Origin of the sequence: Bacillus sp. FSL E2-0195, from assembly GCF_038003645.1 — a bacterium.
Classification (GTDB): Bacteria; Bacillota; Bacilli; order Bacillales; family Bacillaceae_G; genus Bacillus_A; species Bacillus_A mycoides.
On record NZ_JBBOPN010000001.1, the window covers coordinates 2093116 to 2119460 of the forward strand.

Genomic DNA, 26345 nt, shown 5'->3' on the forward strand with positions numbered 1-26345 from the left:
ATTTAAGGGGGATGCGTATGTTTTCAGTTCAACCAATCGCATTTGTACATAATGAAAGAAAGGAAATAAAAGATGACGAATGGGGAGAAGTAAGATCCTGTATTACCTTAACTGAATTGTATACAGAGGAAAGTATACAAGGGATTGAAGATTTTTCTCATATTGAAGTTGTTTTTTATTTTCATAAAGTAACGGATGAACAAATTCAATATGTTGCTAGACATCCTAGAAATAATAAGGATTATCCTAAAGTAGGCATTTTTGCACAGCGCGGGAAAAATCGCCCGAATCGCTTAGGTGTAACAATTGTAAAAGTGATAAAAAGAGACGGTAAATCAATTATTGTTGAGGGATTAGACGCTATTGATGGCACCCCTATATTGGATATAAAGCCAATAATGAAAGAGTTTATGCCGAAAGAAGAAATACAACAGCCTAAATGGGTAACGGATATAATGAGACAGTATTGGAAGGGGAATGGAGTAAAATGAGAATATATGAGGCAACAATTGCAGATTTAGATGGACTAGCATCAGTTTTTAATAACTATCGTATGTTTTACCGACAAGATTCCGATTTAGAAGGTGCAAAAGTATTTTTACGAAATCGTATCGAGAGAAAAGAATCCGTTATTTTCGTAGCAGTTGAAGACGGTGAATATATTGGATTCACGCAATTATATCCATCATTTTCTTCCATTTCAATGAAAGAATTATGGATTTTAAATGATCTGTTTGTACAAGCGGCGAAGCGCGGATCTGGAACAGGTAAAAAATTATTAGAAGCTGCTAAAAAATTCGCATTAGAAAATGGCGCAAAAGGTGTAAAATTACAAACAGAGATTGATAATTTATCAGCACAGCGATTATATGCTGAAAATGGTTATTTGAGAGATAATCGTTATTTCCATTATGAATTAACATTTTAAAAAAATGTAAGATTAAAAGAGACGTTTTCAAAATGAAAACGTCTCTTTTAAATTGTATTATAGTTGATTTAAAACCCAGTTTGTTGCATCTTCAAAGTTTTCTGCAATGTAGTTTGGCTCAATATGTGCCCACTTGTCTCGGTACGTATGTAAAGCATCGTATCCAGCGCCTGTTCGTACTAATATCGTTGTTGCATTCACTTTTTCTCCTGCCACAATATCAGTCCAACGATCACCAACTATAGCACATTCTGTTAAATCAAGCTCATGTTTTTCCGCTGCTTTAAGAAGCATGCCTGTACTTGGTTTACGGCATTCACAACCATCCCCGTGTTTATGAGGACAAACGTAAATATCATCAAAACCGAAACCTTCTAATTCTTGTACAAAATCAGCTACAGTCGCTATTCCATCCGCGATACCTGGTTGATTTGTGAAAGAGAAAATTTTTATATTTTGAGCTTTTAGTTTTTGCAGAGCTGCTTTTGTAAAGGGGAATAATGTAAAAAATCCAGGATAATGTATTGTAGTGTCGCCGCCAATTGTACCGTCACGATCAATGAAAATTGCTTTAATGTTTGTCATAGTTATAGTCCCTTCAATTAAAAAGTAGTTTAAAAATGTTTTACAAATCGATATCCATTTACTTCATAACCTAATTTTTTGTAAAAAGGATGTGCTTCCACTCTTTTTGTTCCGCTAACTAGCCATGTTCCAATGCAATTATGCTTCTTTGCTAACTGTTCTGCATAATTCATTAACACTTGTCCAATGCCTTTCCGCCGTATTGTGGAATCGACGCTAATAATTGAAATTTCTCCATAACGAGTTACATCTTCTAAATTTTCACGTATACGAAACCCAAGTAATCCAAATATAGTTTCTTCTTCCTCATAAACATATAAAAAATCAAAAGGACTCATGTGTACGAATTGCAATCGGTTGTTCATATCTTCATAGGAAATAGAGGAACCTTTTAATTCTTTCGTTAAAGAACAAAGTGCATCTATATCAGCTATCGTCGCTTCACGGATTTGAAAAGACATATTATTCACTCCAATAAAATGTAATCAAACATTTAATATTCTGTTAAAAAATGTTTTTTCCTGCTATGAAAATAAATATTTTATAATGATATACAGATAGCTATATGTTATTCTTTTCCTTGATTGTATTGGAAATGGAAAGAAGGGGAATGTATGTTGAAGGTGAATATCCGCTCAGCTGGATATGAAATAGGTGAAAAAACAATTCATGATATTGCTTTTTCAATTGAAAAAGGTGAATTAGTTGCTCTTATTGGCGCAAATGGTGCCGGGAAAAGTACTACGATTAAAACGATGCTAGGCTTACTTGTAAATATGAATGGTGAAATATCATTTGGTGAAAAGAAAAATCCGTATGCATATGTGCCAGAACATCCAACATATTATGAGTATTTGACGCTCTGGGAACATATTGAATTATTAATGGCTGCTCGTGAGAATGAAGTAGGAAGCTGGGAAAGGGAAGCTGAAGAATTATTACATATGTTTCGAATGGATAAGTATAAGCATGAGTATTTATCAAAGTTTTCAAAAGGGATGAAACAAAAATCGATGCTTATATTGGCGTTTTTAACTAAGCCAGATTTTTATATAATTGACGAACCTTTTATCGGATTAGATCCAGTAGCTACGAAAGAGTTTTTAAGTTATTTATATAAAGAAAAAGAGCGCGGGGCAGGAGTTTTACTTTGTACGCACGTATTGGATACTGCTGAAAGAATTTGCGAAAGATTTTTGCTCATTTCACAAGGTACATTAGTTGCAGATGGACATTTAGAGTCTATTCAAACGTTAGCAGAAATGCCAGGGAGTTCATTATTAGACTGTTTTGATGTAATCGTAAGGCGTGAACAGCATGATTAAAAAACAATTTTATAAAAGATTACGCCATGAACTTGAGCGGAAATGGAAGTCCATACGTTCGGTAACAGATTGGACAGTTGCGTTATATATAATTATTCCAGCACTTATATTTATGGGAATCTATTATCGATCACTATGGACGGAAACATTATCGATGGAAGAGACTGTGTATTTCGGATTAGGTTTACTCGCATTTTATCTTGTAACATATTCGAGAGGTGTACGCTCGTTTTTTGAACAAGCAGATAGCTTATTTTTAATTTCGTATCCAACTCATATGCGAAAATTAATTCAGTATGGCATGATATATACATTTATTCGAATAGCGATAACGAATGTAATGGTAGTAGTTGTTATGTTACCAGTGTTAATGAAAAGTATCGGAGCGACAAAGATACAAATCGTATTATTTTGGACATTCTTTACTGTATTTCGATTTATGTTGTCGTTGTTGACGAGATTTATTCATATACGTGTGGGGAAACGATGGCTACTATGGATTATAAAAAATGTAATATTTTCTATAAGTCTATCCTTTTTTGGATTGAGTCTGTTTCTTATTTATAAAAATCCATTTTATTCTATACTATGTATCGGTCTAGCAGTTTTTCTAATTATCGTATTGATAAAAGAAAAACTAAATTATAAAAATTGCTTTTTTAAAGAAGTTGAGAAAGAGAAAGAAGAAAGTATGCGCTGGACGAGTGGGATTATGCAAGTTGGTGGTCATGCGGCTAAACCGAGTAGTTCGAGTAAAAAACCGTGGATGTTCCCACATTCTAAAAGACTTTTAGGGAAAAAAGCTGATTCGCGTATCGTTGAATCTTTTTTGAAAGAATTTTTCCGTACAAGTAGTGCACGAATATTTTATATTCAAATTGTATGTATAAGCACGGTAAGTATTATGATGAGTCCGAGGTGGATTTCAGCTATTATCCTCGTATTTACGTTAGTTGCAATTTCTCGTTATGCACGCGATTATTGGAATGAATTTACGAAAAAAATGTTTCTACATTTATATTGTGATGAAGGCAAATTACTATTGTTAAGATGGAAGGCAGATCGCTATTTATTACTTCCAGTAATACTTTTGTATGGAATAGTTATACTTTCTCATTTTTATTTATTACCAGCTGTAATTGCCGGGATTATTTTTATAGTATGGATTGGTTGGATTGTATTTTTACCATAGAAAAAGAGCCGGAAATGGCTCTTTTTCTAGTCTGTAACACACTGGTAAATAAAATATACTAAAAGGAGTATGCTTGCGGCTGAGTACACGACATCTAAAGTCATCTGATTGTCCCCCTCATTGTTGTTGTATTTATAGTGTATGAAATCTTACAATTTCATATTCAAGTGAAAAATATGTGAACGTTAACAAAATTGTAAAGTGCAAAAATTACAATCATTTTGTATAATAGAAGAAACAACCGTTATATAAAATATAATGAGTGAAAGGGGAGGGAACATAAATGCCAAATTGGTTTAGAAAAACCTTAGTCGCATTAATTACCGTATTTACGTTTGGTTTAGTGACGCCTCCTTCCATATTGCTTGATAATGCCAAAGCTGCGGACAAGCCTACGAGCACAGCTGGGCAACAAAATTTGGAAAGTACGTCCTATACATATGAAGAAGCGAATGACAGGTTAACCACCGATACTTTTATTACTTATGCAATGCAAGAAGCAGAGAAGCAGTCGATGCAAAAGTTTGGAACTAAAATTGGTCCAGTAATTGAAGATGAGTTTAAAGATGTAATATTACCAAAAATTGAAGAGGCAATTGCGGAACTTGCAAATGATGTGCCAGAAGAATCGTTACAATCATTAGCGATTTCTCAAAGACCGGCTGGCGGAAATAATGAAAAGATTTTTCATGTTTATGACACGAAATCAGGAAATGACTTACTGCGATTTCATGTGAGGAGAGATCATCCACCGCAAGATGGATATTATTTTAATTTCCACTATCATCGTTTTGATGATGGATATTCAGGACACCATGAGTTAGGAAATATTTATTGGAATACGAATGTACCGCCGAAATGGTTGTCTTAAAAAGAACGAGAGAAAATCTTGTTCTTTTTTTCTTTATGAAAGGATACGACATTTATGTTGTTGAATAACATATGTTTAGGAAAAAAGAAAAAAGGGAGTATGGGGATGCAAAAATATATCGTTTTTGACTTTGATGGCACATTAGTAGATTCACAAAATATATTTGTACCGATTTATAATCAACTTGCTGAAAAGCACGGATATAAAACGGTAAGGGAAGAAGAAATTGAGTATTTACGTAAATTAACGATGCCAGAGAGATGTAAACAACTCGATGTACCACTGTATAAACTACCGATATTGGCGTTAGAGTTTTATAAATTATATCAACCAGCTATAAAAGATCTCGTTTTGTTCCATGGGATGAAGGATGTATTAGATGAATTACATAAAAAGGGCTACGGGATTGCGGTTATATCATCGAACTCAGAAGAACATATTCGAGCGTTTTTACACAATAATGGTATAGAAAATATTCAAGAAGTATATTGCTCTAAAAATTTGTTCGGTAAAGATAAAATGATAAAAAGGTTTTTAAAATCGAAAAAGCTAACAGAACAAGATATGTTATACGTTGGTGATGAACAGCGAGACGTAGCAGCGTGTAAAAAGGCTGGTGTGAATGTAATTTGGGTATCTTGGGGATATGATGTCATTGAAACAGTAGAAAAAGATGCACCAGATTATATGGTTCATACGCCTATGGAAATTGTACAAGTCGTACAGGGGGCACATTCTTAATATGAATACACTTCGAGCAGGTATTCATCATATTGAATTTTGGGTCGCGAATTTAGAGGAGTCTATTTCTTTTTATGATAAATTGTTTTTGATAATTGGATGGAGAAAGTTAAATGAAGTAGCATATAGTACGGGTACGGGAGAAAGTGAAATATATTTTAAAGAGGTGGACGGGGAAATTGTAAGGACTTTAGGGCCTAGACATATTTGTTACCAAGCTATTCGTAGAGAAGTAGTTGATGAAGTAGCAGATTTTCTTGCTAGTACAAAAGTGAAGGTAATACGTGGTCCGATAGAAATGAGTCATTATTCGGACGGATACTATACTATTGATTTTTACGATCCGAATGGATTTATTATTGAAGTAGCGTATACACCAAATGTAGAAATGTAAGGGGAATAAACATGAAGACAATTACAGCACGGCAAAACAATATACAAATAGTAAAAGATGCAGCAAATATTGAAGAAATCTCTAAAGGTTTCTCTCCTGATAAAAAATATATCATTACGACTATTGAAGATGAAAAGTATTTGTTACGGACAGGCGATATAAAAGAGTTTGAAAGAAAGAAAATAGAGTTTCAAATTTTAAATGAAATGCAAAAACGTAGTGTGCAAGCACAAAAGCCAATTGAAATGGGTTTGTTGGAAGAAGAAGGTTTATGCTACGGTGTTTTTTCGTATATAGAAGGAGAAGATGCGAAGAAGTTGTTGCCGACATATACGCCAAAAGAACAATATGATATAGGTATAGAGGCAGGAAAAGATTTAGCAAAAATGCATACATATGAAGCTCCTAAGGGTATACTTCCATGGTATGAAAGAGCAATGAAAAAACATAGCAAATATTTAGAAGCGTATAAAACATGCGGAATTAAAATTAAAAATGATGATAAAATTATTAAGTTTATAGATGAAAATGAAATGTATGTAAAGGATCGTCCAAATCGATTTCAACACGATGATTTTCATTTAGAAAATATAATTGTGCGGGATGGGAAATATGTAGGTGTTATTGATTTTAATGGTTATGATTGGGGCGATCCACTTCATGATTTCGTAAAAATTGCACTATTTGCAAGGGACATTAGTATTCCGTATTCAATCGGACAAATAGAAGGTTACTTTAATGGGGTAATACCAGAGGAGTTTTGGAAATTATATGCGGTGTACGTTGGCATGACAGTTTTCTCATCAGTTGTCTGGTCCTTACGAGCAGCACCGCATATGTTAGATGATACGTTAGAACGTCTTACTATAGTTTTAAAGGATCATAAAAACTTTGAATTATCGAAGCCGATTTGGTTTGATAGTGAAATGATAAATGAAGAATAGGAAAAGTAGGTGTGTTATCTCACACCTACTTTTTTATTATTAAAATAATTATTAAATTTTCTTAAATGTAAGCGGCTGAGTACTTAACGTAGCTGGTACATGTAACTGAAGGGATGGGAATTCACCACTCACACTCATTTCATAAGCGAATAATAAACTCATTTTCATTTGGAATAACTCAACTTCTGCGGAGAAGATGTCGTAATGATGATGCCCTAATTGAATATCCATCTCCATAAATTGTACATTTAACGAATCATTTCGCTTGTATATTTGTAATGTTCCGTATGCAGGATGTTCAAAAGTACCAGTATAATCCTCTAACTTGTGAGAAGGTGTAGTTCCTTTAATTTGTTCAGGAAGTGATTCAGTTGCTTCTTTCATCATTTCCTTCATTTTTTCAGTATCTTCTACAGCACGTTTATGCCAATCAATGGATTCTAATTCAAGTAGTTCATCATAAATTTGATTAGCGAGATAAGTAGGAAGTAATGTGCCTCCAGCATTTGTTAAAATGACAAGGCCTATGTTTTCATTTGGTATGAATGAAACGAGCGCTGAAAATCCATCAATATTACCGCCATGATGAACCACCTTATTACCACGATAAGCGCTAATAAACCAACCAAGTCCGTAACTATTTAATGGAGATTCGGGAAGCGATAAAATCGGTTGATCTGGAATTGAATTGTGTGGTGTATACATTTGTTGTAATAATTCAGAGGAGATTAATTCATGATCTCCAAACTTTCCTTCGTTTAAGTGAAGAAGTACCCAATTTGCCATATCTTCAATTGTAGAATTAATACATCCAGCAGCGCCGACTGTATCGATGTTACGGAATGGAACTTCTTTTATTTCATCTTCATTTTCAATGTAAGGTAGAGCATAATCATCTGTAGTTTGTGAATCTGTAACAGAGAAATTTGTATGTCTCATATTTAAAGGTTCTAAAATATGTTCTGTAGCGTATTGCTCCCATGTTTGATTTGTAATGTTTTCAACAATGTAGCTAATTGTTGCATACATTAAGTTGTTATAAAGAAATGCTGTGCGGAACGGTGCATCAAGTTGTAAATGTTTTATTTTTTCAACGAGATCTTTTCGAGATAAGGAAGAGCTGTACCAAAGAGCCTCATGACGACTTACCCCAGTACGATGGGAAGCCAAATCTCGTCCTGTAACTTGTGAGCTAGCAAGTAGTTCAGATAAAGAGAAGTTAGGTATATAAGACTGGACAGGAGTATCCCAATTAAACTTTTTTTGCTGTGCCAACAAGCTTAATGAAAGTGTGCCAAAAGCTTTCGTTGAGGAACCGATTGCGAACCGAGTACTCGGTGTAACAGGTTCTTTTGTTTCTATATTTCGATATCCGAAACCTTCTGAAAGAATAACTTCACCGTCTTTTATAACAGCTACAGCAGCACCAGGAACGTTTAAATCCTTCATCATTTTTTCAACCGTTGTTTGTAACGAAGTCATAACAGGAGTTTCAATTTTAGACATACTTCTAACCTCCAAATATAAATTTTGTCCTACCGCACTATACTTTCGGTAATAGAAAATGAAAACCTTTTTAAATATGGAAAGTTAATAATTTTGTAAGAATTACTGAAATAATTTTTATTTATCAAGATTATTAAATTTATTGTTTTTCATGTTATGATAAATTTCATATAAGATTGAAAGAAGGTTTTCCTACATATGAAACATGCTGAATATGAATACTTAAATTTATGCCGCCATGTAATGGAGCACGGTACGAAGAAAGAAGATCGTACAGGGACAGGAACTGTATCTGTATTTGGATATCAAATGCGTTTTGATCTGAGTAAAGGGTTTCCTTTATTAACGACAAAGAGAGTCCCGTTTCGCCTTGTAGCAAGTGAACTGCTTTGGTTTATGAAAGGTGATACAAATATTCGTTATTTATTGCAACATAATAATAATATTTGGAATGAATGGGCATTTAAGAGCTGGGTAGAAGGTGACGAATATACTGGCCCTGACATGACTGATTTTGGTCTTCGTTCACAACAAGATGAGGAATTTAAAGTGCAGTACGATGAGCAAATGGAATTGTTTAAAAAGAACGTTCTAGAAGATGATGATTTTTCGAATAAATATGGTTATTTAGGAGACGTATACGGAAAGCAATGGCGTGCTTGGAAAACGACAGCTGGTGAGACACTTGATCAATTAAAAGATGTAATTGAAATGATTAAAAAAACGCCAGACTCACGTCGCCTAATTGTTTCTGCTTGGAATCCTGAAGATGTACCAAGTATGGCATTACCGCCTTGTCATACGCTATTCCAATTTTATGTAGCGGATGGCAAACTTTCTTGTCAGCTATATCAAAGAAGTGGAGATATATTCCTTGGCATTCCATTTAACATTGCAAGTTATTCACTTCTAACACATTTAATAGCACATGAATGTGGTCTTGAAGTAGGAGAGTTTGTTCATACAATTGGTGATGCACATATTTATACGAATCATTTTGAACAAGTCGAAAAGCAGTTGGCACGTGAACCACACCCGTTCCCTAAACTTACATTAAATCCAGATGTGAAATCTGTGTTTGATTTTGAGATGGAAGATTTAACGATTGAAGGATATGATCCACACCCAGCGATTAAAGCACCGGTTGCAGTGTAATTGTAGAGGAGATGACAAGATGATTGTTTCATTTATGGTCGCAATGGACGAGAATAGAGTAATTGGTAAAGATAATAACTTACCTTGGCGTTTACCGAGTGAATTACAGTATGTAAAGAAAACGACGATGGGTCACCCACTTATTATGGGGAGAAAGAACTATGAAGCAATTGGTAGACCATTGCCTGGAAGACGTAATATTATTGTAACTCGTAATGAAGGGTATCATGTAGAAGGCTGCGAAGTAGCTCATACTGTAGAAGAAGTGTTTGAACTATGTAAAAATGAAGAAGAGATTTTTATTTTTGGCGGAGCGCAAATTTATGATCTCTTTTTACCTTATGTAGACAAGTTATATATAACAAAAATCCACCACGCATTTGAAGGGGACACATTCTTCCCAGAAATGGATATGACAAATTGGAAAGAGATTTTTGTAGAAAAAGGTTTAACGGATGAAAAAAATCCGTATACGTATTATTACCATGTATACGAGAAACAACAATAATAATAAAAATTGATGTGAGTATTCGCATCAATTTTTTTATTTGTATTTATAAATGTAAGTTTATAGAGGATATTCAATAGTGCTATAATGAAAGGTAGCATGTGAAAAATGCTAAAATTTTCAAAATTATTAATATAGAAAGAGGAGGAGAATCAGTTGAGAAAAATATGGGGGATTCTTTTTCTTTGCTTAACATTCATGTTAGTTGGATGTGGTAAAGAAGAAAAACCACAAGAAGCGTTTGATACATATGTAAAAGCATGGAATAAACAAAAATTTGCAGATATGTACGATCAATTATCAGAAAATGCAAAAAAAGATATTTCAAAGAAAGAGTTTACTGAGAAATATGAAAAAATTTATTCTGGTATTGAAGTAAAAGACTTAAAGGTAGAAACAGGGGAAGTAAAAGAAGATAAAAAAGATGAAGGCCCTGTTCCTTTTAAAGTAAGCATGGATACAGTTGGTGGTAAAATCACTTTTGGTCATGAAGCAAAAATGGTGAAAGAAAAAGATGGAGATAAAGAATCTTGGAAAATAGATTGGACACCTGATTTCATTTTCCCTGGCATGACAAAAGATAGTAAAGTGCGTATGCAAACAACACAACCAAAACGTGGTGAAATATACGATCGTAATGGAAAAGGTCTTGCGACGAATGGGAAAGCTTCTGAGATTGGAATTATTCCAGAAAAATTAGATGAAACTGCTCCGCAAACGAAAGAAGCAGTAGCGAAGTTGTTAAATATGTCTGTAGAAGAGATTGATCAAAAACTAGCTGCGAAATGGGTAAAACCAGGGTATCTCGTACCAATTGGAATTTTGCCTGAGGGAGCAACGCAAAATACGTACATCGATTTACCAGGTGTTGCAGCAAAACCTGTAAATGTTCGTACATATCCGTTAGGGGAAGCAGCAGCGCATCTTACTGGTTATATCGGAAAAGTAAATGCTGAAGATTTAAAAACGCTTCAAAAGAAAGGCTATCAAGCCGATGAACCAGTTGGTAAGGCTGGATTAGAGCAAGTATTGGAAGAACAGCTACGCGGGAAAAAAGGTGGCCGTGTCTTCATGGAAGATGCACAGGGAAAAGAAATTAAAAATTTAGCGAAAACAGATGCTGTTGATGGAGAAAATGTAACTTTAACTATCGATAGTGTTGTTCAAGAAAAAACGTATAATGAAATGAAGGGAGAAGCTGGTTCAAGTGCGGCAATTAATCCGAAAAGTGGAGAAACAATTGCTCTTGTAAGTAGTCCAGCTTATAATCCTAATTTAATTGCACGAGGAACATCAAAAGCACAACGCGAGGCTTGGAATAATGATCCGAAAAAACCGATGACGAATCGATTTACACAATTATCGGTACCAGGTTCTGTATTTAAGCCAATTACAGGTGCAATTGGTCTTGAAACAAAAACAATCGATCCAAAAGAAGAATTGAAAATTGAAGGACTGAAATGGACGAAAGATTCTTCTTGGGGCAATTATTACGTAACACGTGTAAAAGATGCAAATCCGATTGATTTTGATAAGGCAATGAAATACTCGGATAATATTTATTTCGCACAAGAAGCTTTGAAAATTGGAAAAGATAAATTTATGGCTGAGGCGAAAAAATTCGGATTTGATGAGAAATTACCAATTGAATACGGATTCCCAGCTTCTAAAATCGCAAATGATGGCATAAAAAATGATATTCAAATGGCAGATACAGGATATGGACAAGGACAAGTCTTAATGACTCCTCTTCATTTAGCTTTAACGTATGCACCGATTGTAAATGATGGAACGATTCCATCGCCATATCTTATTAAAACAGATAAACAACCAAAAGCTTGGAAAGAGAACGTGATTTCTAAAGAAAATCAAGATATATTGAAAACGGCTTTAACGAAAGTAATTAACGATCCAGATGGTACGGGGAAAATTGCGAAAATTGATGGTATGACCCTTGCTGGTAAAACAGGAACAGCAGAATTAAAAGTATCAAAAGAGGCAGAAGGAAAAGAACTAGGTTGGTTCGCTGCATTTGATTTAAATTCACCAGATATGGTCATTACAATGATGATTGAAGATGTAAAAGGTAGAGGCGGAAGTAACATTCCAGCTGAAAAAGTGAAACATGTTTTTCAAAAATAATATGTAATAAAAGGCTATCTCTATAGTGTATAGAGATAGCCTTTTTGCATGAGGAATTCTAAAAATCTATATACTGAATTTTAAAGGAACAAAATAAATCATTAACTTACGAAAAAAAAGTAGCTATTTTTTATTGACATCAAACATAACTTTTTGTATTATACTTACATAAGGTAAGTTGTTTACTTTAAAATTATAAATCTCAAATTAAAGATAAAATGTGTAAAAGGGAGCTAATACAATGACAAAAGTACTATTTATTACAGCAAATCCAAATTCAGCAGAAGGTTCTTTCGGTATGGCAGTAGGAGAAGCTTTCATCGAAGCATATAAAAACGAACATCCACAAGACGAAGTTGTAACAATTGATTTATTCAATACAACTGTACCAGCAATCGATGCAGACGTATTCGCTGCTTGGGGGAAATTTGCAGCAGGCGAAGGATTCGAAACTTTAAGTGAAAATCAGCAACAAAAAGTTGCAGCAATGAACAATAACTTAGAAACATTTATGCATGCAGATCGTTATGTATTCGTGACTCCAATGTGGAACTTCAGCTACCCAGCAGTAGTGAAAGCATACTTAGATAACTTATCAATCGCAGGTAAAACATTCAAATATACTGAAAATGGTCCAGTTGGCTTACTAGAAGGCAAAAAAGCACTTCATATTCAAGCTACAGGCGGCGTTTACTCTGAAGGAGCATACGCATCTATGGACTTCGGTCGCAATCACTTAAATGCGGTATTAGGATTCATGGGTGTATCAGACACTGAATATATTGCAGTTGAAGGAATGAATGCAAATCCTGAAAAAGCACAAGACATTAAAGAAGCAGCAATTGTAAATGCACGCGAATTAGCAAAACGTTTCTAATATAGAAAACTTCAAAATGTCCAAACACTTGTTGTTTGGACATTTTTTCTTCTTTTTCCTTCGTTTGTCTAGTATAATGAAGGTCGGAATGATAATAGGTGGGGGTTCTGTATGATTCAAACGTTTTTTAAAATCTTTTATTTAATTTTAATCGTAATTGCTATTACACCAAGGTTGTGGCGTATAAAAAGAAAAGCAAATGCGATGTCACCGCAAGAAAAAGATAGTGTTGTGTATAAAACAACAAACTGGTTTGGTAAGAAAATGGTGGGTGTAACTGGATCGACTGTAGAAGTAAAGGGGCTTGAAAATGTTCCAAAAGACAAGCCGGTGCTAGTTGTAAGTAATCATCAAAGTAATATGGATATTCCTGTTTTACTAGGTTACTTAAATAAGCCAATTGGATTCGTTTCAAAAGCGGAAATTAAAAAGTTTCCGGTTGTACCAACATGGATGGAACTAATGAATTGTGTGTTCATGGACCGCAGCGATCGCCGTCAATCTCTTAAGGCAATTAAAGATGGAATTGAACTATTAAAGAATGGACATTCTATCGTAATTTTCCCTGAAGGAACGAGAAGTAAGGGTGGCGAAATTGGAGAGTTTAAAGCGGGTAGTTTTCACCTAGCAGTAAAATCTGGTGTAGCAATCTTACCTGTAACGTTAGATGGTACATATAAAATGTTTGAAGCGAATGGAAATCGTATGAAACCAGCTCATGCAACAGTAACGATTTCTAAGCCAATTACACCTGAAGAATATGCAAGTATGGATGCTAAAGAGTTAACCCAGCATACAAAAGATATTATTGCATCTCAATTACATAAGTAATAAAAAAGTTTCAGCTTAAACAAGCTGAAACTTTTTTTATGCTGCGGGTAAGACATAAAACAGTACGCAGAAAAACATCATTGTACTACCGCCTAGTACGAAGAGATGCCAAATGGCATGATTGAACGGAAGCTTTTCCCAAAGGAAGAATATAGCTCCGACAGAATACAAAATGCCTCCTATTAATAGTAGTGAGAAGCCGTGACCGGTTAAATTTTCATAAAGGGGTTTAATGGCAACGATGATGAGCCAGCCCATAATGATATAACATAATGTTGATGTTTTAATAAAGCGACGAACAAAGAAGATTTTGAAAATAATGCCACCAATCGCAAGGGTCCAAATAATTGCGAGTAAAGTCCAACCGAGCGGACCACGCAGTGTAATGAGTAGAAATGGTGTATACGTGCCGGCAATTAATAAATATATGGCGGAGTGATCTAAAATGGTAAATAACTTTTCTACTTTTGGATGATGGATACTATGTAACAGTGTAGAAAATAAGTATAGCAAGAACATGCTTACACCATAAACGGTAAAGCCAACAACAGCAGATGCTGTGCCATGTTTGGAAGCATGAATAATTAATATGATTAAGGCAGGGATGCTTAAAATGGCACCGATACCATGGGTAATTGCATTCGCAATTTCTTCTTTTACAAATTGGGTCATTCTTTTAATTTTTTGCGTCATAATGTTAATTCCTTTCACTGTATTGAGATAAGTTATATTTTCCTTAACCATATCATATACAAAAGGAATAGAAAATGATATTCAATTGATTATATTTTCGAATTTTTTTGATAAAAGACAACGGATACATTGACGTTTACGAAATTTTTTGACAAAATGAACTTATGGAATAGTAGGACAAGGAATCTACTTATGAAGGGGATGGGGAAATGTTTTCAAATATTGGCTTTCCAGGGTTAATTTTAATTTTAGTAGCAGTGTTAATTTTATTTGGCCCAAAAAAGTTACCGGAAATTGGGAAAGCTTTAGGGGAAACGTTAAAAGAATTTAAAAAATCAACAAAAGAATTGACTGATGAGGCATTTCAAGAGAAAGAAAAAAATAAATAAATAAAAGAATATGCTGAAGTTTTTCTCGGAATGGATAAATAAAGTGTGGTGAACGAGATGAAAGATCGGGAAATGAGCGTAGTAGAACATATTGTTGAGCTTCGCAAACGAGTAATATATACAGTATTATCCTTTGTATTATTTTTAATTATTGGATTTACTTTTACGAAGGATATTTATTTTTGGCTTGTAAAAGATTTACCAATGAAATTAACTGTTCTCGGTCCAAGTGATGTGTTGTGGATTTTTTTCTCGATTGCTACAGTATTTGCTATCGTTTGTACAATTCCTTTTGCTGCGATACAAATTTGGTTATTTGTAAAACCAGGTTTACATCCCAATGAACAAAAAATGACATTAATGTATATACCGGTATTGTCTATATTATTTATAGCAGGCCTATCTTTCGGTTATTTTATCGTCATGCCATTTTTATTTCATTTCCTAACTACAATTGGTAATGAGATGTTTAATACGATGTTTACAACGGAAAAATATTTTCATTTCGTATTAAATTTAACAGTTCCGTTTGCTGTTATATTTGAATTACCTGTAGTTGTTATGTTTTTAACGAGTATAGGTCTTCTAACGGCAGAATTTCTTCAGAAAATAAGAAGATATGCTTATGTCGTGTTGATTATAATTGCATCATGTATATCGCCGCCAGATTTTTTATCACATAGTTTAGTAGCGGTACCGCTTATTTGTATTTATGAAATCAGTATCGCTTTATCAAAGATAGTTAGTAAACGAAAACAGAAAAGAGAAGAAATACAGTCGAAAAGTGCCTCGTTATAAAGGCACTTTTTAATTTATTTGTTATACTCTAGCTATAATTGTATACAATATATAGAAGGAAAAAATTATAGAATCTCCAAAATTTAGACAAACTTTTCATTTTTATAAGTTTATACTGAAGTTATCAAGCTATATATGGATAATAAGACTCCCGTCTCAAAGGATATATAGGACAGGGTTCGAATTAGGTGGATATAAATGAAGTATTAACTTCTAAATGGGGCGGCTTAAGGATATTTTAGTATTCATAGGAAACCTACACTAAAAAACGTGTTAAAGAATAAAGTGGAGGAAGTTCAAAAATCCAACGAAAAAGAGGATTGATATTGTGATTACGAAAAGTTTTTATTTCACTCATGCAACAGGGAATTGTATTAAAATATTTGAAATCCCTGTCCTACAAACCCAGCATCCATTAGCGTTTCTAATTCAGTCTCGTCTTCAATTGTTTATTGCGAAAATTCAAAAACATAAAAACCCAAGATTCTCGTACTCTTTCCGTGAATATTTACAAAGTTGTTTGAAGTGGAATGATTATTCAAATGTATATAAGACAAATACTCTTGAAAAGAATGCATAATACACAGCAGGGACAGAGTTAGATAGGCTCTGTCTTTTTTATTTTAGGTATAAAAATATAATTAATTTGGTGAAATTCATTCGAAATTGTTGAAAGCATCGGGAATGCTAGTATAATAACAGGGAGAGCGTATTGGAAAGGGAAGAATATAATATGCAAAAAATTAAAATTGTAACAGATTCAACGGCAGATTTATCAAAAGATATAATTGAGAAGTATGATATTCATGTTTTACCATTATCTATTTCTGTAAATGGACAAACATACTTAGATCGTGTAGATTTGCAACCGGATGAATTTATTGAAGAAATGATTAAATCAGAAGAATTACCAAAAACATCACAACCGGCTATGGGTACATTTGTAGAAATGTATGACAAGCTAGGCGAAGATGGAAGTGAAGTACTTTCCATTCATATGACAGGTGGAATGAGCGGTACTGTCGCAACAGCGAATAGCGCTGCATCAATGACAGATACAAAAGTAACAGTTGTTGATTCTCAATTTATTACACATGCTTTAGCATATCAAGTAATTGAAGCGGCAAAAATGGCAAAAGAAGAATGCTCACTAGAAGATATTTTAAAACGTATTGATGAAGTAAGAAAGAATACTCGTTTATATGTTGTCGTAGATACATTAGAAAACTTAGTAAAAGGTGGACGCATCGGTAAAGGTAAGGCACTTATTGGTTCTTTACTTAATATTAAACCAATTGCAAGTTTAGAAGGCGGCGTATATAATCCGGTAACGAAAGTACGTAGCCAAGGGCAGATTGTAAAAACGTTGGCTAAACTATTCGAAGAAGATACTGCTGGAAAAGTGGTGAAAGCTGTTGCGATTCCACATGCTAAAGCAATTCCTTTAGCAGAAAGTGTAAAAGCTGCTGTTGAAAAAGTGAATGGATTCACTCAATCAGAGATTTTCTATACAACACCAGTTATCAGTACTCATACAGGACCAGGAGCAATTGGGTTTATGTATTTAGCAGAGTAATAAAAAAGCTACTTGAAATGAATTTTCAAGTAGCTTTTTTATTACTTCAGGACAGAAAATAAGAAATGAGAAGGGCAATACAGGCGCTACCGCTAATTATATAGCGAGTCTGTAAATAATCTTTCATGGAAAACACCCTTTTCAATTTTTTAAAGTATATGATAAATTACTCGCAAAAATTAATACTATTATACATGAGAAGTTTCTGTGATTTTTACTGGTTCTTTATCTGGGACAATAGGGCTATAAGTGAAAGTTTGACCTAAAAAGAGAACATGTAGTTGTTCCCACGGTAGCATTCGTAAATTCCAATTATTTCGTAGTCGTGTTACTGCTTCCCTTGGTGTTTCATCTGCTAAAGCAAAAGTACCGTAGTGCATGGGAATGAAATGTGTAGCTTTTATATCTAGATAGGCTTGCACAGCTTCTTCTGGTGAAACGTGAGACACTTTCATAAACCATTCTGGTTCATAGGCACCAATTGGCATAAGTGCAATATCGATTGAAAAACGTTTGCAGATCTCTTTAAATCCTTGGAAATAACCACTATCACCACAAAAATAAATGGTTTCTGAAGAAGTCATATTATCAATGATCCACCCTCCCCAGTGAGAGGTGTTCATATCAAATAATGTTCTTCTCGTCCAGTGCTGGGCAGGTACGAAGTGAAAAGAGACTTCATCAATTGTTGTACTTTCCCACCAGTTGTATTCTTCTACATTGGTGAATTTTTTACGAGTAAATAATTTTTTTAGCCCAATAGGAACAAGGTATAAGGCATCATCATTTAGTTGACGAAGAGATGAAAAGTCTAAATGATCGTAATGACCGTGTGAAATAAGAACGATATCGATTTTAGGTAGTTCTTTTATAGTGAGCCCTGGCTCAGTAAGTCGTGGAACTAACTTTAATTTATTTGCCCATACTGGATCTGTTAAAATATTTAAGCCGTTCGTTTGAATGAGAAAAGTTGAATGACCAATCCATGTGACAGTCGTTTTTTCAAAGTTATTTAGTAGAAATTTACTTTGTTTAACAGGTGATTGTTCTACTAGAAAAGAAAAGTCTTTTTTGTTTTGCTTTCTCTCTTTACGCCAACGTAAGAAGGAGCGAATTGATTTTTTTGTACTTGCATTATCCATATTTTCATAGCGCTTTGCCATGAACATCACCTCATTTAAAATCGTTGTAGTTGTATTGTACCGAAATGTTGTTAAGGAATACAGTGTTTAACATGGATTAATGTTTAAGTAATTGTAAAAAAATAGGGGGATTTATTTACAAATTTAACAATGAACTTCGTTTCGCAAATAATGGTTAGAGAAATAATAGTAGTAAAATATATTTTGTCTAGTAATTCGCTTGAAATAAAGAAGTAACATACGTAAATTCGTACGATTTCGTGAACAAATGATGTAAACAATTTTCTCATAGTGTTTACTTTTGTTATGATATACATAACTTACATAAATTAAGGATAGAGAAGAGAGGTTTAATAATGAAGCGTTATCAAAAGTTAATTGGTCTTATGGTTGTATTTTGTCTCTTTGTACTTGCAGGTTGTAGCAGTTCAGGGTCAAAATTACGTAAACCGTTAAACTGGGATTTAGAAACTTTCCAATTTACAAATCAAGAAGGAAAGCCGTTTGGTACAAAAGATTTAAAAGGGAAAGTCTGGGTAGCTGATTTCATGTTTACAAGCTGTCAAACGGTTTGTCCGCCAATGACTGCTAATATGGCGAAATTACAGAAAATGGCTAAGGAAGAGAAATTAGACGTTCAGTTTGTTTCGTTTAGTGTAGACCCTGAACTTGATAAACCAGAAAATTTGAAAGCATTCATTCAAAAGTTTACAGAGGATACAAGTAATTGGAACTTGTTAACAGGTTATTCACTGGAGGATATTACAAAGTTTTCAAAAGATAACTTCCAATCGCTTGTAGATAAACCAGAGAATGGGCAAGTAATACACGGTACATCATTTTTCTTAGTCGATCAAAATGGAAAAGTAATGAAAAAATATAGCGGCATTAGCAATACGCCATACGAAGATATTATACGTGATATGAAGCGATTAGCTGATTAAAAAGAAGGGTGCTAAGCACCCTTCTTTTATTAGTATTCAGTCTATGGATAATATGTCATGCTGTTGTGGTAATTTCGGTGCGCGAATTTCTAATACACCGTTTTGATAAGAAGCTTTCGTTGCTTTTTTATTAATTAAATATGGTAACTTAATAATTCTTGACGCTTCTGAAATGGAACGTTCCCGGCGATAATAGTTATGAGATGTCTGTTCTTCTTCCGTCTCTTCAAGTATATCTTCTTTTACAGAGACTTTTAAGTATTCGCTTTGTATTTCAATTTGAATTTGTTCTTTTTGTATACCTGGTAGTTCGGCTGTAACGACGAGTTCGTCACCAACTTCGTATAAATCTACTGGGAATGTTAATAAACGGTTTCCTTTTTGGAAAAAATGATTTAAATCAGCAATTACGCCACGAAGAGGTGTTTGTTCGAAAAAATCATCAATTTGTTTTAAATAATTACGAACCGGTGGGCGAGAAGAATCTTTTTTTTCTTCACTCATGGTATTACCTCCTAGAAATCAATTTGCAATATCATATGACAAAAGCGGAGAAAGGTGAGTGCCTAGTTTTCATGTTTTCATAAAAAAATGTTAAAAATGTGAAATGGAGTGAGTTTTTTATAGTTTTTGGTCGCCATATTCAGTTGATTATGCTAGTATAAATAGGGTTGATATAGTAGTATTGAGACAGAATGAAAACTGAAAGAGGGTAAGAAGTATGTGTGGTTTTGTAGGATGTTTATGTGAAAACCCTAGAGAGTTTTCAGAAACAGAAAAACATCAATTTGAAAATATGAACACGATGATTTTCCACCGCGGTCCAGATGACGAAGGATATTTTCGTGATGAACATGTACAATTTGGCTTCCGCCGTTTAAGTATCATTGACTTAGAGGCAGGACATCAGCCGCTAACTTATGAAAATGATCGATATGTAATTATTTTTAATGGTGAAATTTACAATTATGTAGAACTACGTGAAATGTTACTTGAAAAAGGTGCAACTTTTGCTACACAATCTGATACAGAAGTTATCATTGCATTGTATGCACATATGAAAGAAAAATGTGTAGACTACCTTCGTGGTATGTTCGCATTTATGATTTGGGATCGTGAAGAAAAGACACTTTTCGGTGCACGTGACCACTTCGGTATTAAGCCTTTATACATCGCACAACAAGGTGATACTACATTCTTCGCATCTGAGAAGAAAAGTATTATGCATGTAATGGAAGACAAAGGGGTAAACCCAAAGTCACTACAACACTACTTTACGTACCAATATGGTCCAGAGCCAGAAACATTAACAATTGATGTTAACAAAATTGAGCCTGGTCATTACTTCGTAAAAGAAATCGGTAAAGAGATGGAAATCCATCGCTACTGGAATCCTTATTTCAACGCTTCAAGCGCAACGAAAGAGGAGCATATCCAAGCAATTCGTGATGTATTATACGATTCTGTAAAAGTACATATGCGTAGTGATGTACCAGTAGGTTCTTTCTTATCTGGTGGTATCGATTCATCTATTATTGCTTCTATCGCAAGAGAAATGAATCCAAATCTATTAACATTCTCTATTGGTTTCGAACAACGTGGTTTCAGTGAAGTTGATGTTGCGAAAGAAACTGCTGAGAAATTAGGAGTTAAAAACCATAACGTATTCATTACAGCGCAAGAATTTATGGATGAGTTCCCAAAAATCATTTGGCATATGGATGATCCTTTAGCGGATCCAGCAGCTGTACCATTGTATTTCGTTGCGAAAGAAGCGCGTAAACACGTAACGGTTGTTCTTTCTGGTGAAGGTGCAGACGAGTTGTTTGGTGGATATAACATTTATCGTGAGCCAAACTCGTTAAAAATGTTCTCTTACATTCCTAGCCCAGGAAAGAGTGTTCTAAAGGCATTAAGTGGTGCTCTTAAAGAAGGGTTTAAAGGAAAAAGCTTCTTAGAGCGTGGATGTACGCCAATCGAAGAGCGTTACTATGGAAATGCGAAAATCTTCCGTGAAGAAGAGAAAGCTGAATTAATGAAGTATTACGATGAAAGTGTTAACTATATGGATATCACGAAACCATTGTATAACGAAATTAAAGATTATGATGATGTAAGTAAAATGCAGTACATTGATATGTTCACATGGTTACGCGGCGATATTTTATTAAAAGCTGATAAAATGACGATGGCAAATTCATTAGAACTTCGTGTACCGTTCTTAGATAAAGAAGTATTTGACGTTGCATCTAAAATTCCGACAGAATTTAAAATTGCAAACGGAACAACGAAAGCTATATTACGTGAAGCTGCTCGTGGAATTGTTCCGGATCACGTGTTAGATCGTAAAAAGCTTGGATTCCCAGTACCAATTCGTCACTGGTTAAAAGATGAAATGCACGATTGGGCTGTAAATATTATTAAAGAAAGCAAAACTGAGCATTTAATCGAAAAACAGTATGTATTAAACTTACTGGAAGCACATTGTGCAGATAAAGGCGATTATAGCCGTAAAATTTGGACTGTACTTGCGTTTATGGTATGGCATCAAATTTATGTTGAGCATAAATACGATACGAATAAGTTCCACGAAGAAACAAAGCGTGCGTATAGCTTAGTTTAATAAAAAACCTTAAGGTCGCATTCGATCTTAAGGTTTTTTTCATAAATTGCATTTATTATTGATACAATAATAGTAAAAGGATGGACAACATATGATTACGTTTGAGAAAGTAAATACAGAAAATGAAAGCGCTGTAAAAGAAATGTTTCACTCACACAGCTTAGATGAGAAAAAGGTTCAGTATTGTGTAAAGGTTGATGATACATATATTGGCGTAATAGATTATAGCGTTCAAGAAGAAAGTGCTATTTTGTCACAGTTAATTATTCATTTTGATTATCAAGGTTATGGATACGGGACAAATACGTATTTTACATTTGAAGAAATGATGAAACAGAGAAATGTGAAAGAAATAAAAGTATTGCAAGAGATGTTTACGGAACAAGCTAAATCTTTCATAGAGGGATCTGGTTTTATTGAGGAAAATGGAATATATGTAAAGAAAATATAGTGAATATTGATTAGGTGATGATATGAATATAAGGTAGGTGGACGTATGACGATAACTTCTGGTCTTGTATTAGTTGGAGGTTGTTTTATAGTAGCAGAACTATGCCAGACTTTTATTCGGAAAAGAATGTATAAGAAGAGAAGACCATATGAATTACAATATATTCCCGTATTTTTAATTTTGTTTTGTATGCTATTTGTATTGCAAAACATAACGTATTTCCCACCTCTTTTGAACATCTTTTTGAAGTTTGGGTTGCTATATAGCGGCGGTGGGATATTTCTTTTATTTCTTTTATTTTGCATACGTTACATCCATTATCAATCGTATATATTCATTTTAAATTGGCTAAAGCAAAGCGATAGAAACCGCCTTACATAAGGGGGTTTTTTTATTTGTACTTGTAACGGAACTTGTACAATTAACATAAAATAGGACGAGTAGAAATGAAAGCTTATTACAATAAAGAAAGGAACGAAAAAGATATATGAAACTTGTTATAGACGCAGGGCATGGTGGATATGATTCTGGTGCTGTTGGTAATGGGTTAGTGGAAAAAGAGTTAACACTTCAAATTGCTAGACGTGTGCGAGATATTTTATCTGCAAATTATCCAATCAATATTAAAATGACACGTGATAGTGATGTGTTTATCTCTTTATCAGAACGTGCTAATATTGCTAATTCATTTGGTGCAGATTATTTTATCTCATTTCACATTAATAGTGGCGGTGGAACTGGATTTGAAAGTTATATTTACAACGCGCTATCTAATAGTAGTTCCGCATATGAAAAGCAACAAAAAATGCATGCAGCAGTCAATCCTGTATTAACAAAATACGGTCTTCGTGACCGAGGAGCCAAAAAAGCAAATTATGCGGTACTAAGAGAGACTGCAATGGATGCAATTTTAACAGAGACTGCCTTTATTGATACAACGTTTGATGCTAATTTATTGAAAAATCCACAATTTATCGAAGATCTAAGCCAAGCGTATGCAAACGGAATAGCAGCTATTTTTGGAGTAGCTCCAAATCCGAATCCTCCAAATCCACAACCAACACCACAAACGAAGGGGATTGCCTATATACTTGGGAAAAATGTGAATTTAAGAAGTGGCCCATCAACGTCTTCTTCAGTTATTCGTCAACTAAACGCCCCAGAATCGTATGTCGTATATCAGGAAAGTAACGGATGGTTAGACTTAGGAAATGGACAATGGGTGTATAATGACCCTTCGTACATTAATTTTGTAAAGACGAGCAATAGTGATGGAAGTCCAATTGGTGTCGCTTATATACAAGGAACGACTGTGAACTTAAGAAGTGGTCCATCAACATCTTCTTCAGTTATTCGTAAATTAAATAATCCAGAATCTTATTTAGTATATATTAATCAAAACGGTTGGTTGAACCTTGGTGGAAATCAATGGGTGTATAATGATCCATCATATATTAAATATAATCAATATTAGGAAATGAGTTTATAATGTAATACGAATGCGTATTTATGTATAACGTAGATACGCATTTTAAGAACGTTTATTATTTTCATACTTATACACTTTATTTTAAAAATAAACATTTGAATAGCGGATAGAATCTAAAATGTATATATTGAAAAAGTTTTCTGATATACATTGACAATGTATGTAATATACATTAATCTTTAATTGTTAATGATAATCGATTTCATCTAGGGGGGACATATGGTACATAGTAAAAAAATATTTATGTTCTGCATTATGATACTTATGGTAATAATCGCAGGGTGTAGCAAAGAAGAGAAAAAAGAAAATGATACATCGGCTAAAGCAAAAGATTCGTATACTGTAAAGCATGCAATGGGTGAAACAACAGTAAATGGTACACCTAAAAAAGTAGTTGTTTTAACAAATGAGGGTGCGGAGGCGCTTTTAGCTGTCGGAGTAACACCAGTTGGAACTACAAAACCACGTGCTGGTGATGAATGGTATCCTCATTTAGCGAAAGATTTAAAAGATACGAAAGTTGTAGGTACTGAGCGTGATATTAATTTAGAGGCAGTTATGAAGCTTAAGCCAGATTTAATTATCGGGAATAAAATGCGTCATGAAAAAATATATGAGCAATTGAACGAAATAGCGCCAACTGTGTACGCTGAAACATTGCGCGGGGATTGGAAAGAAAACTTTACACTCTATACAAAAGCTGTAAATAAAGAAAAAGAAGGGCAAAAGGCTCTTGAAGATTATAAAAAACGTATTGAAGGAATGAAAGAGAAGTTAGGAGATAAATTGAATTCTAAAGTTTCTATTATTCGCTTCGTACCAGGTGACGTTCGTATTTATCAGAAAAACTCATTCTCAGGTGCTGTTTTAAATGATATTGGATTTAAGCGACCACCACTACAAGATAAAGATGAGTTTGCGATAAAAGGAATTACAAAAGAGAAAATTCCGAATATGGATGGGGACTACATATTCTACTTCACATCTGATAAAGATGCGGATAAGAATAACGAAGGAACCACGTTAGCAAAAGAATGGACAGAAGACCCACTCTTTAAGCAGCTGCAGGCTTCTAAAGACAATAAAGTATTCCAAGTGGATGAAGTAATTTGGAATACAGCAGGCGGTATTAAAGCTGCAAACTTAATGCTAGATGATATTGAAAAATATTTTTTGAAATAAATGAATGGTTGAGTGCATCACTTTAAATAGGTGATGTACTTTTTTTGTTTAGTTAAATACAGAAAATTCCTTCTTTTAAGTGTGGATAAGTTGTACAATAAAACCAATCATGGAATAAAGGAGTGGAAAGGAATGAAAGCTACTCATAAAGATTGGATTTTGTTTAACGGAAGAATTGTAAATACGAAAGAAGAACAGCCGATGGTTGCGTTGGAAGAGCGAGGACTCCAATTTGGTGATGGCATATATGAAGTATTTAGGCTATACGATGGGAAGCCTCATTTATTAGACTTACATTTGGAACGCTTTTTTAAATCTATGAGGGAAATAAATATTGTTCCGCCGTTTACAAAGGAAGAGTTAGTTGAAGAACTTCATCAAATGATTGAAAGAAATCAATTTCAAGAGGATGGGAATGTGTATCTTCAAATATCACGTGGAGATCAAGCTCGAAATCATGTGTATGAAAAAGATTTACAGCCAACATATTTTGCGAATATTGTTTTGTTTCCAAGACCTACCGCTACTATGGAACAAGGAATAAAGGTTACTGTAGAAGAGGATATACGCTGGAAGTTCTGTCATATAAAATCTTTAAACCTTCTACCTAATATCATGATTAAAAATAAAATAAACGAGCAAGGGTATCAAGAAGCGATATTAGTACGAGATGGAGTTGTAACAGAGGGGTGTCATTCGAATTTCTTTATGGTGAAAAATAATAAATTAATTACACATCCGGCCGATAATTTCATTCTACATGGCATTACTCGTCACTACGTTATTACATTAGCGAAAGCTTTACATATTGAAGTAGAAGAGCGTGAATTCTCATTGCAAGAAGTATACGAGGCTGACGAATGTTTCTTTACAGCGACACCACTTGAAATATTCCCTGTTGTTCAAATTGGTGATGAGAAGTTTGGAAGCGGAGAAAGAGGACCAATTACGAAAAAACTACAAGTTGCATATGAAGAAAGTATTAGTTTGTTTAAAGTGACAAATTAATAATGAGGGAAAAAGCTGGTATTCCCCCAGCTTTTTTTCATGATATAATTC

30 protein-coding genes are annotated in these 26345 nt (G+C 34.1%); 24 read left to right on the top strand and 6 right to left on the bottom strand.

What is annotated here, in order from left to right; translation table 11 throughout:
- Window positions 1–17 precede the first annotated feature (17 nt).
- Window positions 18–491: an SAM-dependent methyltransferase gene (locus MHH59_RS10825; RefSeq protein WP_002127188.1), complete on the top strand. Its 474-nt coding sequence runs from the start codon at window positions 18–20 to the stop codon at window positions 489–491.
- Entirely contained in the window at window positions 488–928 is a 441-nt protein-coding gene (locus MHH59_RS10830; RefSeq protein WP_033708121.1) for a GNAT family N-acetyltransferase, read from the top strand. The genes MHH59_RS10825 and MHH59_RS10830 overlap by 4 nt, the downstream gene beginning before the upstream one ends.
- 57 nt (window positions 929–985) lie before the next feature.
- On the opposite strand, the gene MHH59_RS10835 is transcribed toward MHH59_RS10830, so the two are convergent.
- Window positions 986–1513, bottom strand: a complete 528-nt coding sequence (locus tag MHH59_RS10835) for an HAD-IIIA family hydrolase (protein ID WP_078213938.1) — start codon at window positions 1511–1513, stop codon at window positions 986–988.
- A 29-nt stretch (window positions 1514–1542) separates the two neighbouring features.
- Window positions 1543–1974 carry a GNAT family N-acetyltransferase gene (locus MHH59_RS10840; RefSeq protein ID WP_078213939.1) on the bottom strand — a complete coding sequence of 144 codons (432 nt, stop codon included), beginning with the start codon at window positions 1972–1974 and terminating at the stop codon, window positions 1543–1545.
- Window positions 1975–2127: 153 nt separating this feature from the next.
- Here MHH59_RS10840 and MHH59_RS10845 point away from each other — a divergent pair, with 153 nt between their 5' ends.
- From MHH59_RS10845 to MHH59_RS10870, 6 genes are all read left to right on the top strand, one after another.
- Window positions 2128–2838, top strand: coding sequence for an ABC transporter ATP-binding protein (locus MHH59_RS10845; RefSeq protein ID WP_078213940.1), 711 nt, complete (start codon window positions 2128–2130; stop codon window positions 2836–2838).
- A complete protein-coding gene (locus MHH59_RS10850; RefSeq protein ID WP_078213941.1) occupies window positions 2831–4030 on the top strand; it encodes an ABC transporter permease in 1200 nt (399 codons plus the stop codon). The genes MHH59_RS10845 and MHH59_RS10850 overlap by 8 nt, the downstream gene beginning before the upstream one ends.
- Window positions 4031–4313: 283 nt before the next feature.
- Window positions 4314–4901, top strand: coding sequence for a YpjP family protein (locus MHH59_RS10855; RefSeq protein WP_078213942.1), 588 nt, complete (start codon window positions 4314–4316; stop codon window positions 4899–4901).
- A 105-nt stretch (window positions 4902–5006) separates the two neighbouring features.
- Window positions 5007–5642: an HAD family hydrolase gene (locus MHH59_RS10860; protein ID WP_078213957.1), complete on the top strand. Its 636-nt coding sequence runs from the start codon at window positions 5007–5009 to the stop codon at window positions 5640–5642.
- Between the two features lies 1 nt (window position 5643).
- Window positions 5644–6036, top strand: coding sequence for a VOC family protein (locus MHH59_RS10865; RefSeq protein ID WP_078213943.1), 393 nt, complete (start codon window positions 5644–5646; stop codon window positions 6034–6036).
- A gap of 11 nt (window positions 6037–6047) precedes the next feature.
- On the top strand, window positions 6048–6980 hold the full coding sequence (locus tag MHH59_RS10870; protein WP_016120147.1) for an aminoglycoside phosphotransferase family protein: 933 nt from the start codon (window positions 6048–6050) through the stop codon (window positions 6978–6980).
- A 51-nt stretch (window positions 6981–7031) separates the two neighbouring features.
- On the opposite strand, the gene MHH59_RS10875 is transcribed toward MHH59_RS10870, so the two are convergent.
- The gene (locus tag MHH59_RS10875; RefSeq protein WP_098632252.1) at window positions 7032–8486 is read right to left on the bottom strand and encodes a serine hydrolase; all 1455 of its coding nucleotides are present in this window, start codon (window positions 8484–8486) and stop codon (window positions 7032–7034) included.
- A 198-nt stretch (window positions 8487–8684) separates the two neighbouring features.
- Here MHH59_RS10875 and MHH59_RS10880 point away from each other — a divergent pair, with 198 nt between their 5' ends.
- The 5 genes from MHH59_RS10880 (at window position 8685) to MHH59_RS10900 (ending at window position 13999) form a co-directional block, all read left to right on the top strand.
- On the top strand, window positions 8685–9641 hold the full coding sequence (locus tag MHH59_RS10880; protein WP_002127201.1) for a thymidylate synthase: 957 nt from the start codon (window positions 8685–8687) through the stop codon (window positions 9639–9641).
- A 19-nt stretch (window positions 9642–9660) separates the two neighbouring features.
- Entirely contained in the window at window positions 9661–10149 is a 489-nt protein-coding gene (locus tag MHH59_RS10885) for a dihydrofolate reductase (protein WP_000637202.1), read from the top strand.
- A 156-nt stretch (window positions 10150–10305) separates the two neighbouring features.
- Window positions 10306–12291: a penicillin-binding protein 3 gene (pbpC, locus tag MHH59_RS10890; RefSeq protein ID WP_063226400.1), complete on the top strand. Its 1986-nt coding sequence runs from the start codon at window positions 10306–10308 to the stop codon at window positions 12289–12291.
- A 241-nt stretch (window positions 12292–12532) separates the two neighbouring features.
- A complete protein-coding gene (locus MHH59_RS10895) occupies window positions 12533–13168 on the top strand; it encodes an FMN-dependent NADH-azoreductase (protein WP_002012622.1) in 636 nt (211 codons plus the stop codon).
- A 111-nt stretch (window positions 13169–13279) separates the two neighbouring features.
- On the top strand, window positions 13280–13999 hold the full coding sequence (locus MHH59_RS10900; protein WP_002065190.1) for a lysophospholipid acyltransferase family protein: 720 nt from the start codon (window positions 13280–13282) through the stop codon (window positions 13997–13999).
- A gap of 36 nt (window positions 14000–14035) precedes the next feature.
- Here the strand turns inward: MHH59_RS10900 and trhA are convergent, their stop codons facing one another.
- Window positions 14036–14692 carry a PAQR family membrane homeostasis protein TrhA gene (gene trhA / locus MHH59_RS10905; protein ID WP_002085872.1) on the bottom strand — a complete coding sequence of 219 codons (657 nt, stop codon included), beginning with the start codon at window positions 14690–14692 and terminating at the stop codon, window positions 14036–14038.
- Window positions 14693–14901: 209 nt separating this feature from the next.
- Between trhA and MHH59_RS10910 the strand changes: the two genes are divergently transcribed.
- The 4 genes from MHH59_RS10910 to MHH59_RS10925 all read left to right on the top strand — a co-directional run bounded on the left by MHH59_RS10910 (window position 14902) and on the right by MHH59_RS10925 (window position 17455).
- Window positions 14902–15081: a twin-arginine translocase TatA/TatE family subunit gene (locus MHH59_RS10910; protein ID WP_002012719.1), complete on the top strand. Its 180-nt coding sequence runs from the start codon at window positions 14902–14904 to the stop codon at window positions 15079–15081.
- Between the two features lie 57 nt (window positions 15082–15138).
- On the top strand, window positions 15139–15879 hold the full coding sequence (gene tatC, locus MHH59_RS10915) for a twin-arginine translocase subunit TatC (RefSeq protein ID WP_340851202.1): 741 nt from the start codon (window positions 15139–15141) through the stop codon (window positions 15877–15879).
- A gap of 328 nt (window positions 15880–16207) precedes the next feature.
- Entirely contained in the window at window positions 16208–16459 is a 252-nt protein-coding gene (locus MHH59_RS10920) for a DUF2535 family protein (RefSeq protein ID WP_002012715.1), read from the top strand.
- Between the two features lie 153 nt (window positions 16460–16612).
- Window positions 16613–17455 (top strand): DegV family protein, encoded by an 843-nt coding sequence (locus MHH59_RS10925; protein WP_033707617.1) that lies wholly within the window; start codon window positions 16613–16615, stop codon window positions 17453–17455.
- Window positions 17456–17643: 188 nt separating this feature from the next.
- Here MHH59_RS10925 and MHH59_RS10930 read toward each other — a convergent pair whose 3' ends face one another.
- Window positions 17644–18618: an MBL fold metallo-hydrolase gene (locus MHH59_RS10930; RefSeq protein WP_016126871.1), complete on the bottom strand. Its 975-nt coding sequence runs from the start codon at window positions 18616–18618 to the stop codon at window positions 17644–17646.
- A 335-nt stretch (window positions 18619–18953) separates the two neighbouring features.
- Between MHH59_RS10930 and MHH59_RS10935 the strand changes: the two genes are divergently transcribed.
- Window positions 18954–19541 (top strand): SCO family protein, encoded by a 588-nt coding sequence (locus MHH59_RS10935; RefSeq protein WP_002012710.1) that lies wholly within the window; start codon window positions 18954–18956, stop codon window positions 19539–19541.
- 36 nt (window positions 19542–19577) lie between these two features.
- Here MHH59_RS10935 and MHH59_RS10940 read toward each other — a convergent pair whose 3' ends face one another.
- Entirely contained in the window at window positions 19578–20045 is a 468-nt protein-coding gene (locus MHH59_RS10940; RefSeq protein ID WP_002012708.1) for an Hsp20/alpha crystallin family protein, read from the bottom strand.
- Between the two features lie 217 nt (window positions 20046–20262).
- Here MHH59_RS10940 and asnB point away from each other — a divergent pair, with 217 nt between their 5' ends.
- The 6 genes from asnB to dat all read left to right on the top strand — a co-directional run bounded on the left by asnB (window position 20263) and on the right by dat (window position 26294).
- The gene (asnB, locus tag MHH59_RS10945; protein WP_002012706.1) at window positions 20263–22164 is read left to right on the top strand and encodes an asparagine synthase (glutamine-hydrolyzing); all 1902 of its coding nucleotides are present in this window, start codon (window positions 20263–20265) and stop codon (window positions 22162–22164) included.
- A 91-nt stretch (window positions 22165–22255) separates the two neighbouring features.
- Window positions 22256–22615: a GNAT family N-acetyltransferase gene (locus tag MHH59_RS10950; RefSeq protein ID WP_002012705.1), complete on the top strand. Its 360-nt coding sequence runs from the start codon at window positions 22256–22258 to the stop codon at window positions 22613–22615.
- Between the two features lie 45 nt (window positions 22616–22660).
- On the top strand, window positions 22661–22996 hold the full coding sequence (locus MHH59_RS10955) for a hypothetical protein (RefSeq protein ID WP_012260872.1): 336 nt from the start codon (window positions 22661–22663) through the stop codon (window positions 22994–22996).
- Between the two features lie 106 nt (window positions 22997–23102).
- Window positions 23103–24089 carry an N-acetylmuramoyl-L-alanine amidase gene (locus tag MHH59_RS10960; RefSeq protein WP_340851203.1) on the top strand — a complete coding sequence of 329 codons (987 nt, stop codon included), beginning with the start codon at window positions 23103–23105 and terminating at the stop codon, window positions 24087–24089.
- 234 nt (window positions 24090–24323) lie between these two features.
- Window positions 24324–25286, top strand: a complete 963-nt coding sequence (locus MHH59_RS10965) for an ABC transporter substrate-binding protein (RefSeq protein ID WP_340851204.1) — start codon at window positions 24324–24326, stop codon at window positions 25284–25286.
- A gap of 132 nt (window positions 25287–25418) precedes the next feature.
- A complete protein-coding gene (gene dat / locus MHH59_RS10970; RefSeq protein WP_002127212.1) occupies window positions 25419–26294 on the top strand; it encodes a D-amino-acid transaminase in 876 nt (291 codons plus the stop codon).
- The last annotated feature ends 51 nt before the right edge of the window (window positions 26295–26345 follow it).